The sequence below is a fragment of the Micromonospora sp. RTBAU3-60 genome (assembly GCF_054963695.1).
The window spans coordinates 1-16,172 of the sequence record NZ_JBUEGB010000040.1; the positions used below are offsets into that span (position 1 = coordinate 1).

The following is a 16,172-nucleotide window of genomic DNA, read 5'->3' on the forward strand; positions in this document are numbered from 1 at the left end:
CGACGGAGGAACCCCGCCGCCACGAACACCCGCGACGGCAGGGACGCCCGAGAAGGGCGGTGTCTTATGACCCAACAGACGATTGAGACACGCTGTAGGAGGTCCCCGTGCCGCGTCCGATCGAGGACTACGCCCTGCTCGGCGACCTGCACACCGCCGCACTGGTGGCCCGGGACGGGTCGATCGACTGGCTCTGCCTGCCCCGCTTCGACTCGCCTGCCTGCTTCGCCGCCCTGCTCGCCGACGAGGAGGCGGGGCGCTGGCGGCTCGCCCCGGCCGCCGGCGAACCGGCCACCCGGCGCCGCTACCGCGACGACACGCTGATCCTGGAGATCGAGTGGGCGTCAGCCCGACAACGGTCTCTGGGAGGTACGCGGACCGCTCCGGCAGTTCGTGCACTCGAAGGTGATGGCGTGGGCTGGTTTCGACCGCGCCGTGGCGGCCGTCGAGCGGCACGGCCTCGACGGGCCGGTGGACCGGTGGCGGAACGTCCGCGACACCATCCACGCCGAGGTCTGCACCCGCGGGTTCGACCCGGCCCGCCACACCTTCACCCAGTTCTACGGTTCGCGGGGCCTGGACGCCGCGCTGCTGCTGATCCCCCGGGTGGGTTTCCTGCCGTGGGCCGATCCACGGGTGATCGGCACCGTCGAGGCGGTGCAGTGGGAGCTGTGCCAGGAGGGTTTCCTGCTGCGCTACCGGCCGGAGCACGACGACCACGTCGACGGCCTGCCCGGCGGCGAGGGGTGCCTTCCTGGCCTGCACGTTCTGGCTGGTCGACGCGCTGCACAACATCGGTCGGGCGGCGGAGGCGCAGCGGATCTTCGAGCGGCTGCTCGACCTGCGCAACGACGTCGGCCTGCTCAGCGAGGAGTACGACCCGGTCAGCGGCCGGCAGCTGGGCAACACGCCCCAGGCGTTCAGCCTGGTCGGCCTGGTCAACTCGGCCCGCCAGCTCAGCGGCGCCAGCACGCGGACCTCCGCCTCGGCCGCGGAGCAGCGCACCCCCGCGTAGCGGACGGGGGTCAGCCCCGCCCGGCCCGGCCGGGGTGGGGGGTGAGTCCTTCCGCGACCGCCTCGATGGTCTGGGTGAGGTAGTCGAAGTCGGGAACTGCCACCCGCTCGGCCCGCTCGTGCAGGGTGTCCGGGGTGACCGTGTCGTCGATGCGGGCGACCTCGTGGTGTCCGTCGCGGTCCATGGCGTGCCTCCCGTCACTGATGGTGACGTTCTTCGGCGGTGCCGTCACACCGTCGCTTGCATACTCCCATCATTGCACTGTGCCAGCACTTGGGCCAGGGCTTCCCGCGCACCAGCTGGCGGGATGTCAGGCTTCGGCTTCCGCCTGGCTGTCGGACGTGGTGAAGCCCAGCCACCACTCCTGCTCGGGCACCTCGCCGGCGGCGGTGGCGAACGCGGCCAGCGCTTCGGTCACCTGCGGCTGCCAGTAGACGGAGGTCGCGGCGACGATCCGGGACAGCTCCGCGCGCCGCCGGCGGATCACCTCCTGCACCAGGGCCAGCCCGGCGGGGGTGAGCCGCAGCCGCACCACACGGCGGTCGCTGGTGGAGCGGGACCGACGGACCAGACCCTTGCGGATCAGCCGGTCGCACATCCGGGTGCCGGTCGACGCGGCGACCTGGAGTTCGGCGGAGATGTCGACGGCACGCTGCGGCCCCCGGGCGGCCAGCACGACCAGCGCCCGGAACTGCGGCAGGGTGACCTCGGCGTCGAGGCCGGCCAGCGAGCGGGCGGCGAGACCGACGAACGCGCGGCTGGCAGCCATCAGCGCCTCGACGGCGGCCTGCTCGGTCCCCGAGGCGGGTGGTTGCATGCTGCCATCATCGCAGCCGTCCGACTTTCGCCGTCCAAGGCGCTCGGGGTCGGCGCAGTCCTGCGGGGTCGACGCGAGCCGGTGTGTTCAGCAGGGATTGCGCACCAGGCCCACCGACCTCGTTCAGTGGGCGGTCGACCGGGGCGACACGTGTTACCGGGTCACCGATCGGTCTGCCGGCTCCGCCGTGCGGAGGGTGGCGAACGGAACGGTGTCGACCCCGAGGGCGAGCGCGATTCCGCCGTACGCCGCCGCCCGCAGCGCCAGGTCGCTCTGCACCACCTCGACCGCCTCGGCCGCCACGGCGAACGCGGTCTCGGCGAGGCCGCGCTGCAACGGCTCGCGCAGCAGGTCGGTGGCGGCGCCGAGCTCGTCGCCGAGGACGATGCGCTGCGGGTTGATGAGGTTGACCAGATTGCCCAGCGCGTAGCCGAGTTGCGTCCCCGCGTCGGCGACGAGCCGGCGGCAGCCGGGGTCGCCGTGCCGGGCGGCGGCGATGAGCGCGGCGAGGTCGGCCAGCTCGGGCTTGGCCTGTCGGGCGTGGGCGAGCAGCGCCCGGCCGCCGACGGCGAGCTCGACGCAGCCACGGTTGCCGCATCGGCAGACCGCGCCCCTGGCGTCGAGGGTGACGTGACCGAGTTCCCCGGCCGTGCCGGCGGCGCCGCGATACAGCCGGCCGTCCAGCACAATGCCGGCGCCGACGCCGGTGGCCAGCTTGACGTAGACGAGGTCCGTGCAGCCGCGACCGGCGCCCCAGACGTACTCGCCGAGCGCGCCGAGGTTGGCGTCGTTCTCGGCCCGGACGGGCACGCCGAGCAGGTCGGCGAACGTGTCGGCCGGACGCAGGTCGGCCCAGCCGGGCAGCATCGGTGCAGAGCCGACACGTCGGTCGCGGGTGATCGGGGCCGGTACGGCGAGACCGACGGCGACGACGTCGTCGCGGCGGGCGTCGATGCTGGCCAACGCGGCGTCGAACAGGTCGGCGGCCGCCGCGAGTGCCTCGTCCGGGCGGTCGTCGAGGTCGACGCCGGTGCGGGTCTCGTGCTCACTGAGCACGTCGTGCCCGAGGTCGGCGAGGGCGAGCCGGACGTGGCGGCGGCCGATGTCGACGCCGGCGGCGAGCCCGGCCCGCCGGGTCAGCCGGACGATCGAGGCCCGCCGTCCGCCGCCGGGCCGGCCCTGCGCGCCGGTGCGCTCACCGACGAGACCGGCGGCGCCGAGGTCGGCGAGGGCGGCGGAGACGGTGGTTCGGGACAGGCCGCTGAGCGCGACCAGCTCGGCGCGGGTGCTGGGCCCGTACAGGCGCAGGGTTCTGGCCACCCGATCCACAAGGGCCGAAGCGCCGGGACGCGACAGGGTTCGCGGGTCGATCCGCTGTGTCGCCATGGCGCGATGCTGCTGCGCGCGCCCGAGTTCTGTCAAGAATGGACGAAATTGGTCGGCCAGGGCGGGGTATTGCCGACAGATCACAACTTGATTGCCAATAGTTGACACAACTTGGGTGTGGGCGCGAGGGTCACAGTAGACCTTTCTACCAAGCTTGAACATGTTCCATCACATCCCGACACCCCACAAGAACCCTGATGGAGGACGTATGCGCTCGCGCACACGCACCGCCGTTGCCGCGGCCGGCATGGCGCTCACCCTGCTGGCGAGCGGCTGCGGCGCCGACGACGGCGACGGCGGAGCCGGCAGCAAGAAGGTCGAGGTGTTCACCTGGTGGGCCGACGGCGGCGAGAAGGCCGGCCTGGACGGCCTGGTCGCCCAGTTCAAGACCGACTGCGCGCAGTACGAGTTCGTCAACGGCGCGGTCGCCGGCGGTGCCGGATCCAACGCCAAGCAGGTCCTGGCCTCACGGCTGCAGCAGAGCGACCCGCCGGACACGTTCCAGGCCCACGCCGGCGCCGAGTTGTCCGACTACATCAAGGCCGGTCAGATCGAGGACCTCAGCGCGCAGTACAAGGAGTGGGGCCTGGACTCGGCGTTCCCGAAGGGGCTCGTCGACAGCCTGACCGTCGACGGCAAGATCTACTCTGTGCCGGCCAACATCCACCGCGCCAATGTGCTGTGGGGGAACAAGTCCGTGCTGGGCAAGGCCGGCATCACGGCCCCGGCGACGACGCTGCCGGAGTTCTTCACCCAGCTTGACACGCTCAAGGCCAAGGGCGTGGCGACGCCGCTCGCGCTCGGCAAGGACTGGACGCAGCAGATGCTCTTCGAGGCGGTGCTGATCTCGAAGCTGGGGCCGGAGAAGTTCAGCGGCCTCTGGACCGGCCAGACCGACTGGGCGGGCGCGGACATCACCGACGCCATCAACGACTACAAGAAGCTGCTGTCGTACTCCAACAAGGACCGCGACACCTTCGACTGGACCGACGCTGAGAAGCTCGTCATGGAGGGCAAGGCCGCCTACCAGCTGATGGGTGACTGGGAGGCCGCGGACCTCGACGCGAAGGGTTTCAAGGACTACAACTACTCGGTCTTCCCCGGTAACGGCGACGCCTACCAGTGGCTGGCCGACTCGTTCGTGCTGCCCAAGAACGCGAAGAACCCCGAGGGCACCAAGTGCTGGCTGAAGACGCTGGGCAGCGCCGCCGGGCAGAAGGCCTTCAACACCAAGAAGGGGTCGATCCCGGCCCGGACCGATGCCAACGCCACGGACTACCCCGCCTACCAGCAGGCCGCGATCGCCGACTGGGCCAAGGGCAAGCCCGTCCCGTCGTGCCCGCACGGCTCGGCCTGCTCGCAGGGTTGGCAGGGCGCGGTCGCCTCGGCGCAGGGCAAGTTCTCCAGCGACGGTGACGTCGCCGCGCTGCAGAGTGCGCTCGTCGCTGCCGCGAAGCAGTACGCGGGCAAGTAGAACCGACGGCCGCGTTGGGACAGGTCCCTGACCTGTCCCAACGCGCGTCCCTGAGGGAGGACCGGTGACCACGACAACCGCAACATCGACGCCGCCACCGACCCGACCGAGACCGAGCCCCGGGGCACGGCGGGCCAGGATACGCCGCTGGTTGCCGGGCCTGCTGCTGCTCTCCCCGTCGCTGATCGTGCTGGCCGTCTTCGTCTACGGGCTGATCGGCTGGACCGCGAAGCTGTCGTTGTCCGACGAGCACGACGCCTTGGGCAACAAGGGCTTCGTCGGGTTGTCCAACTTCGTCGCCCTGTTCACCGAGGACATCAACGGCCGGTTCACGCACTCGCTGAAGAACCTGCTGATCTTCACCGTCGTGTTCATGGTCGGGGCCCTGCTCATGGGCGTGCTGTGGGCGTTCCTGCTGGAACGGGGTGTACGCGGGGAAGGGTTCTTCCGCGCCGTGTACCTGTTCCCGATGGCGGTGTCGTTCGTCGCGTCGGGTGTGGTGTGGCGCTGGCTGATGAACTCCGGCACGGGCGACCAGGCCGGCGGCCTCAACCGGATCTTCCACGACCTGCACCTGGGCTTCCTGGAGAACCCGTGGTGGACCGACCCCGACTGGGGCATGGCAGCCATGGCGCTGCCGGCGATCTGGCAGCTTGCGGGCTACGTGATGGCGCTGTTCCTGTCCGGGTTCCGCGGCATCCCGGCCGAGCTGCGCGAGGCGGCGGCGATGGACGGGGCGAGCACCTACCAGCTGTACCGGCACGTGATCTTCCCGCAGCTGACGCCGACCGCCCTCTCGGCCATGATCATTCTCGGTCACATGTCGATGAAGATGTTCGACCTCATCATGTCGGTCTCGGGCGCCCAGTGGATCACCGAGGTCCCCGCGGTCTACGTCTGGCAGACGTTGCTCACCAGCGACTACGCGAAAGCCGCCGCGATCTCGATCATCCTGCTGCTGCTCATCGCCGTGGTGATCGTGCCCTACCTCATCTACAACAACCGGGTGGAGCGTCGTTCATGAGCGCCAGCACCGTCACGCCCGCGCCGCAGGCGTCGGTCACCAGCAAGCCGCTGGCCCGCCGGCCACGCGGTGGAGCCAACCGCCGCTCTCCGGCGGGCCGCGCCGCGACGTACGCGCTGCTGGTCGTCTTCCTGGTCATCGTGCTGATGCCCGCGTACGTCCTGCTGGTCACCAGCCTGAAGTCGGGGCGGGAGATCGGCGTCAACGGCCAGTGGAACCTGCCGACGGAGTGGACGTTCGCCTCCTGGGAAAAGGCGTGGACCGCGCTGCGGCCGTCGTTCATCCGCACGTTCGAGCTGGCGATCCCGGTGGCGCTCATCTCCTCGGCGCTGGGCGCCGCCAACGGCTTCGTGCTGTCGCGGTGGCGGTTCCCGGGCGCCGACGTGGTGTTCACGCTCATCCTGTTCGGCATGTTCATCCCCTACCAGGCGGTCATGATCCCGCTGCGGCAGATCGTGCAGGAGATCGGACTGCCGCCGGGCATCCCGACGCTGGTGTTCGTCCACTGCGTGTACGGCATCCCGATCTGCACGCTGATCTTCCGCAACTACTACGCCACGACCGTGCCGGTCGAGCTCATCGAGGCGAGCCGGGTCGACGGGGCCGGGATGCTGCGGACGTTCGCTTCGGTGATCCTGCCGCTGTCGGCGCCCGGCTTCGTGGTGACGATCATCTGGCAGTTCACCTCGGCCTGGAACGACTACCTGTTCGCCATCTTCATGTCGAACACCCGCAACGGACCCATCACCATCGCGCTGAACGCGCTGGCCGGTGCCCAGTCCCCGGACTACGCGGCCTCGATGGCGGGGGCACTCATCACGTCACTGCCGACCCTGCTCGTGTACATCGTGCTGGGGCGCTGGTTCATCGGCGGTCTCATGGCCGGCTCGGTCAAGAGCTGAGCGGACGTCGACGCACCGGGAGGCCGGCAAAACCCCTTGCCGCGCCGGGTCGCCACGGCTATCGTCGCCGTGCGCTTCCCGGTGCGAAGGTGACGGTTACTTCTTCGACAAACGTCCGTCGCCATCCCTGGTCTCGGGCAGCGCCCACCCCTTCGCCGGCCCCAGCACAGCCCATGATCACAACACGGCAAATCCCGTTGCCCGACCGGCCTTGCCGCCGCTACGGTCATGCCGCACCTGCCGGTGCGAAGGTGACGGTTACATCCTTGGAGGGGCTACGGCCCCGGTGAAGAGTCCATCCGTCGCCGACTCTGATCTCGGCGGGCGCCACCACGCCACACGCCCGGTGCGTAGGTGACGGTTACTTCTGGGATCCGCAGGTTGGGGGTTCGAGTCCCCCGAACACCCTCGGGTGGGATAGCTCAATCGGACAGAGCGGCGGACGGTCCGTCGCCGACTCCGATCTCGGGCGTGCGGTGCGGGCACGTCCGCCCGCTCGACCGAAACGGGGACGGGATGGGCAAGTTCAACCTCAAGCTGCGCGCCAACCGGCACGAAGCGGACTACGAGCTGACCACTGCGGAGGGCGCGCCGGGGTTCACCCGCGAGCCGCGTACCGAACTGTTCCTGCTGGGCGCGGCGAACATGGTCGGCGAGGACACCTTCTACGAGGGTGCCGCCGCCCGGGACGAACGGTTCCGGGAACTGGTCGCCGTGGTCGCGGTCGCCGACCCCGAATGGTTCGCGCGCTTCGTACCGTGGCTGCGCACCGGCGCGATGCTGCGTTCGGCGTCCGTCGTGGCCGCCCTCGAGGGCGCCCGCGCCCAGGTCGCCGCGGGCATCCCCGGTTCCCGGTCCGTGGTGGACTCGGCGCTGCAGCGCGCGGACGAGCCGGGCGAGGCGCTCGCCTACTGGCTGCGGCGGTACGGCCGGCGGCTGCCCAAGCCGGTCAAGCGGGGCATCGCCGACGCGGCCGTGCGGCTGTACCACGAGCGGAGCGTCTATAATCAGCTTAGTGATCCTGAGTCGGATTGGGTTTCCGGGATCGTTTCCCACCGTGGTGGGGTCGCGTGGGCGTGGAAGTGGAATCCCGCGCCCAACGCGGCTCCTCGTGGCCGGTGGCCGGTGGTGGGTGTGCTGATCGTGTTCACGCCTTGGTGTCGGTGGGCTGCGCGGGGCAGCCTCCGGTCCGTTGGTGCGTGTCCCTCCGGACGCTTACCCGCCCGGCTGTGAGGCCGGGTGGGGGAGGGCGCCCCGCGTCGCCTGGGCGCGGGGCGTGATGGCTTGCGCCGGGTGGGGCCGGCCTTCGACCGGTCGGCCCGGTGGCTCTTCGTGACGACGGCTGCGGCTTCGAGTTTGTCGACCACGGCGCGGATGACCATGTGCCCGCTGGTCTTGTCGATGACGGTCTTGGCCTGATGGGTCAGGCCGCGGGCGGCGATGCGCCGCCAGGCGCCCTGGTCGCGGTCGCCCTGCCAGCGGCAGGACTGGTGGGGGCAGACAGCCCACTTCCAACCCGCCACCATGAGGCGATCGGGGGCCTTGCGATGCCGTAGCGGTGTCAGGCACTGCGGGCAGTGCTTGGAGGTGTTCCGGGCAGGCGTGGTGACCACGGCGATACCGGTCTCGGCGGCGAGGTGCCGCATCCGGTCGACGATCTTCCCGCGCACCTGCTGCGACAGCCGCGTGTTCAGGGTGGCGCCCATACCCCGTGCTTCCAACGACCGCAGGTCTTCGACGTAGATGACGGTCGCCCGGGCGGCGATCGCCTGATCCACGGCCCAGCGGGCGGCAGCCCACGCGAGCGCGGCGTTCAGGTTGGAGCGGCGGTCGGAGACGTGCCGGATCTCGTCGCGCAGCACCTCGTGCCTGCCGACGAGTTGATGCCGCTCGTTGCCGCCGGCGAGGCGTTGGTAGTGGTCGGCTTTGGCGTGCAACCGCTCGGACAGCCGCCGGAGGCGGTGCTGTTTCGCGAGGACCCCGGCGGCCCGGAACTGGCCACCGGCCCCCAACGCCGTGATCCGCCCATCCTCCTGCAGTCGCAGGGCCCCCGCGCTCAGGAGAGTGTTCAGCCCCCAGTCCACACCGACCGCGACCGTGTGCCCGACGCGCCGGACCTTCGGCACAGCGTGCGTGTACGCGACATCGGCGCGTACCTGCCGGCCGGCCACGCGCAGGGTGGGCAGGTGCAGCACCGCGCCCGCGGGGACCGTGGGCGGCAGGATGATCGGACAGGCCACCCACGTCCAATCCCGATACGCCCGCGGATCGGGGCGGGTGGGAAGCTGCAACCGCAGCAACACCCTCGCAGGGTCGGTGTCGCTGCGTTCGATGCTGGCCTGCTGCCGGTCACACGCGGCCAGCAACAGCATCCGCGCGACCATTGGGACGCCTTCCAGTTCGAACACGTCCACCGGCAGCCGGCCATTGACGGCAACGAACTTCGCGGCCTGCCGCGTGCGGGACTTGATAATGCTGGACGGTAGATGCTCCCCGCCCGGAACCGCCTTGCGTACCTGCTCCCACTCCTGCGGGGTGCGCTGGCGCGGATCGGCCGGCCATGTGGCCAGCACCCCGGCGGTCAGATCAGCACGCCACGACGCCGAACGAAGTGCCCGCCCCGCCTGCTCCTGCGCCATGCGCACGATCCGGTCATTGACCCTCACACCCACCGGAGCAGTAGCGGCCCAGCCCAAGCGCCGCAACGCCATCCACGCATTCGATGGGAGCTTCCGGCCGCCGGCGTCCACACCGGAGGCGAGCACCTCCACACCGCCCGCATTCCAACGCTCCGCCAACAACCCGGAGACCATCCCCGCCACCAGATCGGCACACCAGCCAACACGCTGCGCCAGCACCGCCTGCGACAGAACCTCACCGCTCTCCTCGTCCACCGCTGATCGGAGCAACGTGCGGGCGCAAGCGGTACGGGAGGCCTCGCCCTCGGCCAGCGACAGCTTTCCGCTCACCGGCTCATCGCCTCAACATCGATCCAGGAGAACCCGCGACCACGAACGGCCCACCTCACCGGAATCTCCCCCGAACCAGCCCCAAAGCGAGACGCCACCGTCCACACGGCTAACCTAGGATCACCGACGATCCCTAATCAAGTTGGTCAGCCTGCTCAAGTACGACTCCGACGGCAGCGCCGTACGCTTCGGCGACGTCATCGATCTGACCCACCCGGTCGCCAGGGACGAGCGGCAGGGTGACCTGTTCCGGCACGCCCTGGACCGCCGCCACCGGCGGGACAACCCGCTGCCGGCGTCGCTGACCATGCTCGCCGCGCGGGCGGAGCTCATGGCGCTCCCGGTCATGCAGCGCCGGGAGATCACCGACCCGGCGGTGTTGCGCGCGGCCGGCATGACCTGGGAGGCGCTCGCCGGCTGGCGGCAGACCACGATGGACGCCGCCGCCTGGGAGGGGGTGATCCCCACCATGGGCTACCTGGCCCTGCTGCGCAACCTGCGCAACTTCGACCAGGCGGGGGTCGCGGACAGCGTCGCCGAGGCGGTGGCCGCCAAGCTGTCCGACCCGGGCGAGGTTGCCACGTCACGAGTGCTGCCGATGCGCTTCCTGTCGGCGTACAACGCGGCGAGCTCGCGGTGGGCGGCGCCACTGGAGCGGGCGCTGCAGCACGCGCTGACGAACGTGGCCCGCCCTGGACGGGCGTACCCTGATCCTGATCGACACGTCGGGGTCGATGCACAGCGCGTTCAGCAAGGACGGCACCCTGCGCTGCTGGGACGCGGCCACGGTGTTCGGCCTCGCGCTGGCCGCCCGCGCGCAGGACGCGACCGTGGTGTCCTTCTCCGACGAGAACAGGGTGTTCCCCGGCGTCGACGGCGAGTCCGTGCTGGCGGCGGTCCGCCGCTTCAAGGAGGGCGGCTGGTTCTTCGGCAGCGGCACCGCGACTGAACGGGCGGTCCGCGAGCACTACGACGGGCACGACCGGGTGGTGATCCTCACCGACGAGCAGGCGCACTGGCACGGCGCGGCGCGGACGTCACGGCCCGGGTGCCTGCGGACGTTCCGGTGTACACGTGGAACCTGGCCGGCTACCGGGTCGGGCACGCCCCGACCGCCGGCAACCGGCACACCTTCGGCGGCCTGTCCGACGCCGCGTTCGCGATGATCCCGCTCATCGAGGCCGGCTCGCAGCAGCGGTGGCCCTTCTGATTCGCGCCGCCCGATAGCCCGGGGCACACACCGGGTCCGCCGTGGCTGCTCGTCTTCCCCTGACACTGGCGCTCGCCTGTCCCTGACAGATGGTCGCCGTGCCGCGAAGAGGAGTTCGACAATGGCCTCGCATCCGCTCTCCGACCTGTCCGCACCACCAGATGCCGAGACTGCTTCTCATCCGGCGGCCGGCGATGGTGCGGAAACCACCGATTGGTCGAGCCTGGCTCTGGTGCGCCCCGGTGTCGAAGACGACTCGGTTGACTCTGCCGAGAGCCAGCCTGCCCAGGGTGAGGATGTCGAGCCGGCCTGGTGCGTACAGGGTCACTTCGAGGAAGATCCGCTCGTCGACCGTCGTCACGTGGGTGCCGAGGTCATGATGCGGCTGTCGCTGGCCGAGGCTGTCGATCGAGGTACGGATCTGCCGCCGGCACAGCGGTGGGAGCCGGCGTATCTGACCCTGCGGCTCGTGCAGCCGTTGCGGGACGTCCTGCCCACCGTGTGCCTGTACCGGGATCCGGAGCTCGCCGAAGCCTGGGCCACCTGCCGGGTACCGGAGGCCGGAATGCTGGCCGACCTGCTTGTCCTCGCCGCGGCACGAGCCGAGGAGCCGATCCCGGCCGGCGATGCCGCAACCGGAGCGCCGTTCTGGTTGCAGACCGCCTGCCCGGACTGGTGCATCACCCGTCACCAGCCCGACGACTGCTACGAGGACCGGGTGCACCAGGGCGACCTGCTCCCGGACGGGGAAGGCGTCATCGATCTGCTGCTCGAACGGGCCGTGAAGGGTCACCCGGAACAGCTCGAAGTCGTCGTCGCCCACCACTACAGATCAACTGTCGGGGCCGTGCACCTCGTCCGCTCCGAGCGAACCGAACTGCAACTCACTCCGGCGGAGGCCCGTACCCTCGCCCGTCACCTCAGCCAGCTCATCCACACCGCTCAACTCCCCGCTGACCCGGCAGCGCAGCAGGGGCCAAGCGGCGGGGAAACTCGCAACGGGGAGCCCTTGTTCCCGTGCCCGCACCGCCATCACTGGTGCCAGGGCCACAGCAAGAGCGAGATCATCGAAGCTCGGCGACCCGGGAACCACCTGGCGCACGGCGGCCCCGTCGGCAGCATCCCCTTCGCGACGGGCAACACCCTCGGCACCATCGACATCAGCATCAGCGGACGGCCGGAACCGCCCACCGCCTACCTGCAAGTCGTCAACGGCGACGGTGGGGCCACACTCGATCCCACGGCCATCGACCACACCATCGCTGCCCTGCAACGCGCCAAAGCACTGATCCTCGCGCAAATGCCTTGGCTGCCGACTGCGGATCGGGAAGGATCGACCGCGAGGTGATCACGTGCGGACTCGACTCCGGCAGCTGCGAATCGATGCGCGCACCTTCGTGTGGCGCGCGGAGATCCATCACGTGCAGGGCAGCGGTGACTGCCACCGGTGCATTCGGCTACGGGTCTGGGGCGCGGGAAAGACGAGCCAGCCAGTCCAGGCGGATCTGCTGTCAATCACCTGGCCGGCACCATGGGGAGCATGCGCGACCGACGGCGCCTACCCGACGTCGGGCGACGTGCGAGCCGTCATCAGCTACGCCCTGCAGCACGGATGGGAGCCTGAGCGGCGGGGCGGAACGTTCGTACTGTCCGAGCACGAGCATGACGGGTTCACGTTGCCCGATCTCATGCTGACCGATCGGCTCCGCACGCCGGAGGGCGCGGATCCCACGCTGCGAGTGATCCGCGCCTACGAACGTCGTCATCGACGAATGACGGTCCTCCGCACATCGGCTTGCAGTTAGGGACTCACGAAGATGTCGGACACTGGTGCGATGACCGAGATCTCGCTTTCTGTCCCTGCGTACGATCCGGCCGTCGGGGTCGTGGCACCTGCCGAAGGCGGCACGATCACCGTCGAGATCCTCGGAGGAGCGGTAGAGATCTTCGGTGATCCCGCCGGCCTTCGAGACCTCGCGCGTATCTGCCTGGCCCTGTCCGACGCGCGAGCGCCTTCGGGAGCCCACATCCATCTCGACGCGGGCATCAATCCCCTGGACCTCGGGTCTGCCTCCCTCATGCTCGCCCGCGATCCGCGCAGCAACCGGAGGTAGCCCATCGCGGCTGGACACGGACTGACCCTATCGCTGAAGCTCGATCCGGTACCGGGAGGCGGGGCCGAACTTGGTGCCCCGGATGCCGTCGAAGACGCCGCCGCACCGCTCGATCGTGCGGCTGGGCGACAGCAGCGGATCATGTGAGAACCGGGCCAGGTGCCGACGCCGCGAGCAGCTCGAGCGCGGCCTTTATCTCGATCAGCAGGGTCGAGGCCCTGTCGTCGTCGATTCCGTCCGCCCGCCACAGGACCACCAGCAGCCACGAACCATCCGGCTGGGGAAAGGCCTCGAACATCAGCTCGATGGCGGTGGTGGGTGGCCGCACCCGTACCCGCTCGGCGGTGATCGGCCCACTCATCCGAATGGGTCGGCTCTCGGCCTGTAGGACCGACCAGACCTGAAACCAGGGATGCCGCGAGCGGTCGGGCCGGAGCTCTCTCACCAGTTCGTCGAAGGGGGTCCTCGCGTGTGCCAGGGCTGCGACCGTGCGATCGACCACCTGGTTCAGCAGTGCGGCAGGCGCGTTGTCCACCGCACCGCGAACCAGCACCGGGAGTGGGTTGACGAAGTAGCCCAGGGTCTGCTCCAAGGCGGCATCGAACCTGCCTGCGGTTACGGTGCCCAGGCAGAGGTCGCCGACTTTGAACACGGTCGCCAGCGCCCTCGCCGTGGCGGCCAACAGGGCGGCGACCGGTGGCCCGCCCTGTGTCGCGGCGGCCCGGCGCAGGGCTGCGACGGTGCTGGCCGGCACGCTCAGCTCTAACTCACGGCGCGGGGCCTCGCCCCGACCGGCCGGGCGCGGCAGGAGCGGTTCTGGCGTTCCGGAAAGGACCTGCCGCCAGTAGGAGACGTCAGTCGGTCGCCACCGCTGCAGGTTCTCCCGCTCCCAGACCGCGTACTGCCGGTAGTCAATCGGGTTGGGCGGCGGGCCGTCCCGGCCGTCGAGCCGACCCCCGTAGGCCGTTGCCAGCTCCGCCATGAGCACGGACTCCGACCACCCGTCAAACGCAGCGTGATGGATGTGGAAACAGAGCAGATGCCGCTGGTCGTCGATGCGGCCCAGCCGGGCCCGGAACGGGATCTCATCCTCCAGGGAAAACGGCCTGCTCCACCAGTCGGCCGTCGCGTGTTCCGCAATGGCCTGGAGGGTGCCGGCCGGCTCCCGGACGGGCACCTCCTCCACCACGAACCCACTAGCATCGATGGGCAGCACCCGTTGGACCGGGCCGTCATCCTCCCAGGCACACACGGTACGCAACACCGGATTGCGGGCGACGACGTCGCGGAGCGCCTGCTTCAGCACGGCGGTTCGGAGCGGCCCGGTCAGCAGATACGCCAACACGAGCATGTTGTCCGCCTCGCCGGGTGCCGTCTGCTCCGCCAGCCAGAACCGCGTTTGGGCGTGGGAGAGCGGGACCGCGTCGGTGAGCTTCTGCGCGAGCAGGGGCGACGTCGCTGGCTCGGCGCGGCCGTCCAGCGCGTCCAGGATGCCGCGAAGTGATCGACCACGATAGACGTCCGCCACTGTGCAGCGAGCACCGCGCCTGGTGGTCAGACGGGCCGCCAGCCGGATCGCCTCCAGCGAGCTCGCTCCGCCCTCCAACAGGTCGTCGTCCATCGTCAAACCGGGCAGGCCGAGCAGGCCCCGCACCTCGGCCAGGAGCGAGTCCGCCGGGCCCGCGCCGTTGACGGCGGGAGACTCGGTGTCGCTGAGGCGCCGCAACTCCGCGAAGTCCACCTTGCCGTTCGCCGTCAACGGCATGCGATCGACCTGAAGGAATCTGGTCGGGATCATCGGATCCAGCAGGTGGCGGCCGGCGTAGGCGCGTAACCGCGTTACGTCGAGGGGCCGGCCATCGACCGAGGTGTAGGCGCAGGCGACCTCGGTGCCGCCGGACCGTCTCGGCACCAGCAGCACACTGCACGCTGCGATGGAGGGAAACGATCGCAGCACCGCCTCCACCTCGCCGGGTTCGACCCGAACCCCCCGAATCTTGAACTGCCGGTCGACGCGGCCGCGGTATCGCAGCCTCCCGTCGGGATCAAGTTCGCCGATGTCACCCGTGCGGTAGTACCGGGTCTGGCCCCGGTGGAAGAACCGGCGGGCCGTCTCCTCGGGCTCGTTGAGATAACCGAGGGCCAGCCCGTCACCGGCCAGTGCAATCTCGCCGCTGCCGTCGAGAAGCATCACTTCGGTGCGCGGCACCGGCCGGCCGATCGGCACGTCGTTCGATCCGCCGGTGACGTCGGCGCGCCGGACGATGTGGCTGGTGGCCGCCATCGAACACTCGGCCGGTCCGTAAGTGTTCACGAGCTGCAATTCGGGCGCGGCGTCCAGGATGCGGCGCAGATGAGGCGCCGAAGCGCGTTCCCCGCCGATGGCCAGCAGGCGGATGTCGCGGAAGACCTCGGGGCACTCGTCGGCGAACACGTTGCACAGAGAGCTGGTCAGCCACAGGGTGTTCACCCCCCGGCCGATCGCCGCCCGGAGGGCCTCGGCGTCCAGCGCGATCTGGTCGCGGTCCATCAGAACGCAGCGCCCGCCGTTGAGCAGCGCCCCCCAGAGTTCGAACGAGTGCATGTCCCAGGGCACGGGGGCGGCCTGCAGCAGCACGGTCGTCGGATCCAGTGGAATCGTCGGGCAGTTGACGAGGAGGCGGCACGCTCCGCGATGCGGCGACAGTACGCCCTTCGGGCGGCCGGTCGAGCCCGACGTGTAGAAGACACAGGCCGGAACCGTGCCGTCGGACAGTCGAACGGACGGCGGCCCGGGCGGGCCGCTCAGCACGTCGGGTCCGAGACAGGCCAGCCGTGGCCGGGTGAACCGGCGCTCGTCGTCGGTGACGACGAGCGAGACACCGCTGCGAGTCACCACGTCGTCGACCCGATCCCGCGGCCACCTCGTGTCCAACGGCAGATATGCCGCACCGGCCAACAGCACGCCGAGGAATACCGCCACCCGTTCCGGCGTTCGCTCCAGGTGCACGGCGACGATGTCGCCGTGCGCGACCCCGGCATCGGCAAGCGCCTTGCCGGCGGCCGATGCCTGATGCCACAGCGACTGGTAGGTCATCTCCCGGTCGCCCTGCTGCAGAGCCGTGGCGTGCGGCCGGCGCAGGACCTGGTTCTCGATGACTCGTTCGATCCGTTCGCCCAGCGCGTACGGGCTGTCCAACGCCTACCTCCGATGCGGCCGGTGGCACGGCCAGAACCGAATCAGACCGTGAATAGGGGAATCGACAGGGCCGGGCCCGCGCG

General features: G+C 70.1%; 14 protein-coding genes and 2 pseudogenes. 11 read left to right on the plus strand and 5 right to left on the minus strand.

The window, feature by feature from the left end:
* Window positions 1-107: 107 nt before the first annotated feature.
* From ACY34I_RS28015 to ACY34I_RS28025, 3 genes and pseudogenes are all read left to right on the plus strand, one after another.
* Window positions 108-341, plus strand: a pseudogene (locus tag ACY34I_RS28015) (trehalase-like domain-containing protein); the annotation flags it as partial.
* A 52-nt stretch (window positions 342-393) separates the two neighbouring features.
* A pseudogene (locus ACY34I_RS28020) lies at window positions 394-648 on the plus strand (glycoside hydrolase family 15 protein); the annotation flags it as partial.
* A 211-nt stretch (window positions 649-859) separates the two neighbouring features.
* On the plus strand, window positions 860-1,015 hold the full coding sequence (locus ACY34I_RS28025) for a hypothetical protein (protein WP_462758078.1): 156 nt from the start codon (window positions 860-862) through the stop codon (window positions 1,013-1,015).
* A gap of 10 nt (window positions 1,016-1,025) precedes the next feature.
* Here the strand turns inward: ACY34I_RS28025 and ACY34I_RS28030 are convergent, their stop codons facing one another.
* The 3 genes from ACY34I_RS28030 to ACY34I_RS28040 form a co-directional block, all read right to left on the minus strand.
* Complete coding sequence (locus tag ACY34I_RS28030; RefSeq protein WP_462758028.1) at window positions 1,026-1,199, minus strand: hypothetical protein; 174 nt, start codon at window positions 1,197-1,199, stop codon at window positions 1,026-1,028.
* Window positions 1,200-1,325: 126 nt separating this feature from the next.
* Window positions 1,326-1,832: a MarR family winged helix-turn-helix transcriptional regulator gene (locus ACY34I_RS28035; protein WP_462758030.1), complete on the minus strand. Its 507-nt coding sequence runs from the start codon at window positions 1,830-1,832 to the stop codon at window positions 1,326-1,328.
* A 153-nt stretch (window positions 1,833-1,985) separates the two neighbouring features.
* Entirely contained in the window at window positions 1,986-3,218 is a 1,233-nt protein-coding gene (locus tag ACY34I_RS28040; protein WP_462758032.1) for an ROK family protein, read from the minus strand.
* A gap of 208 nt (window positions 3,219-3,426) precedes the next feature.
* Between ACY34I_RS28040 and ACY34I_RS28045 the strand changes: the two genes are divergently transcribed.
* From ACY34I_RS28045 to ACY34I_RS28055, 3 genes are all read left to right on the plus strand, one after another.
* Complete coding sequence (locus tag ACY34I_RS28045) at window positions 3,427-4,692, plus strand: ABC transporter substrate-binding protein (protein WP_462758033.1); 1,266 nt, start codon at window positions 3,427-3,429, stop codon at window positions 4,690-4,692.
* Window positions 4,693-4,873: 181 nt separating this feature from the next.
* Complete coding sequence (locus tag ACY34I_RS28050) at window positions 4,874-5,716, plus strand: carbohydrate ABC transporter permease (protein WP_462758079.1); 843 nt, start codon at window positions 4,874-4,876, stop codon at window positions 5,714-5,716.
* Entirely contained in the window at window positions 5,713-6,618 is a 906-nt protein-coding gene (locus ACY34I_RS28055; RefSeq protein ID WP_462758034.1) for a carbohydrate ABC transporter permease, read from the plus strand. The genes ACY34I_RS28050 and ACY34I_RS28055 overlap by 4 nt, the downstream gene beginning before the upstream one ends.
* A 1,007-nt stretch (window positions 6,619-7,625) precedes the next feature.
* Here ACY34I_RS28055 and ACY34I_RS28060 read toward each other — a convergent pair.
* A complete protein-coding gene (locus ACY34I_RS28060) occupies window positions 7,626-9,587 on the minus strand; it encodes a zinc ribbon domain-containing protein (protein ID WP_462758035.1) in 1,962 nt (653 codons plus the stop codon).
* A 142-nt stretch (window positions 9,588-9,729) separates the two neighbouring features.
* On the opposite strand from ACY34I_RS28060, the gene ACY34I_RS28065 reads away from it, so the two are divergent.
* The 5 genes from ACY34I_RS28065 (at window position 9,730) to ACY34I_RS28085 (ending at window position 12,911) form a co-directional block, all read left to right on the plus strand.
* Window positions 9,730-10,536, plus strand: coding sequence for a TROVE domain-containing protein (locus tag ACY34I_RS28065; RefSeq protein ID WP_462758036.1), 807 nt, complete (start codon window positions 9,730-9,732; stop codon window positions 10,534-10,536).
* A gap of 117 nt (window positions 10,537-10,653) precedes the next feature.
* Complete coding sequence (locus ACY34I_RS28070; RefSeq protein WP_462758037.1) at window positions 10,654-10,797, plus strand: hypothetical protein; 144 nt, start codon at window positions 10,654-10,656, stop codon at window positions 10,795-10,797.
* A gap of 121 nt (window positions 10,798-10,918) precedes the next feature.
* The gene (locus ACY34I_RS28075; RefSeq protein ID WP_462758038.1) at window positions 10,919-12,145 is read left to right on the plus strand and encodes a hypothetical protein; all 1,227 of its coding nucleotides are present in this window, start codon (window positions 10,919-10,921) and stop codon (window positions 12,143-12,145) included.
* 4 nt (window positions 12,146-12,149) lie between these two features.
* Window positions 12,150-12,602, plus strand: a complete 453-nt coding sequence (locus ACY34I_RS28080; RefSeq protein WP_462758039.1) for an integrase — start codon at window positions 12,150-12,152, stop codon at window positions 12,600-12,602.
* 30 nt (window positions 12,603-12,632) lie between these two features.
* Complete coding sequence (locus ACY34I_RS28085; protein WP_462758040.1) at window positions 12,633-12,911, plus strand: Imm32 family immunity protein; 279 nt, start codon at window positions 12,633-12,635, stop codon at window positions 12,909-12,911.
* A 139-nt stretch (window positions 12,912-13,050) separates the two neighbouring features.
* On the opposite strand, the gene ACY34I_RS28090 is transcribed toward ACY34I_RS28085, so the two are convergent.
* Window positions 13,051-16,089, minus strand: a complete 3,039-nt coding sequence (locus ACY34I_RS28090) for an AMP-binding protein (RefSeq protein WP_462758041.1) — start codon at window positions 16,087-16,089, stop codon at window positions 13,051-13,053.
* Between the last annotated feature and the right edge of the window lie 83 nt (window positions 16,090-16,172).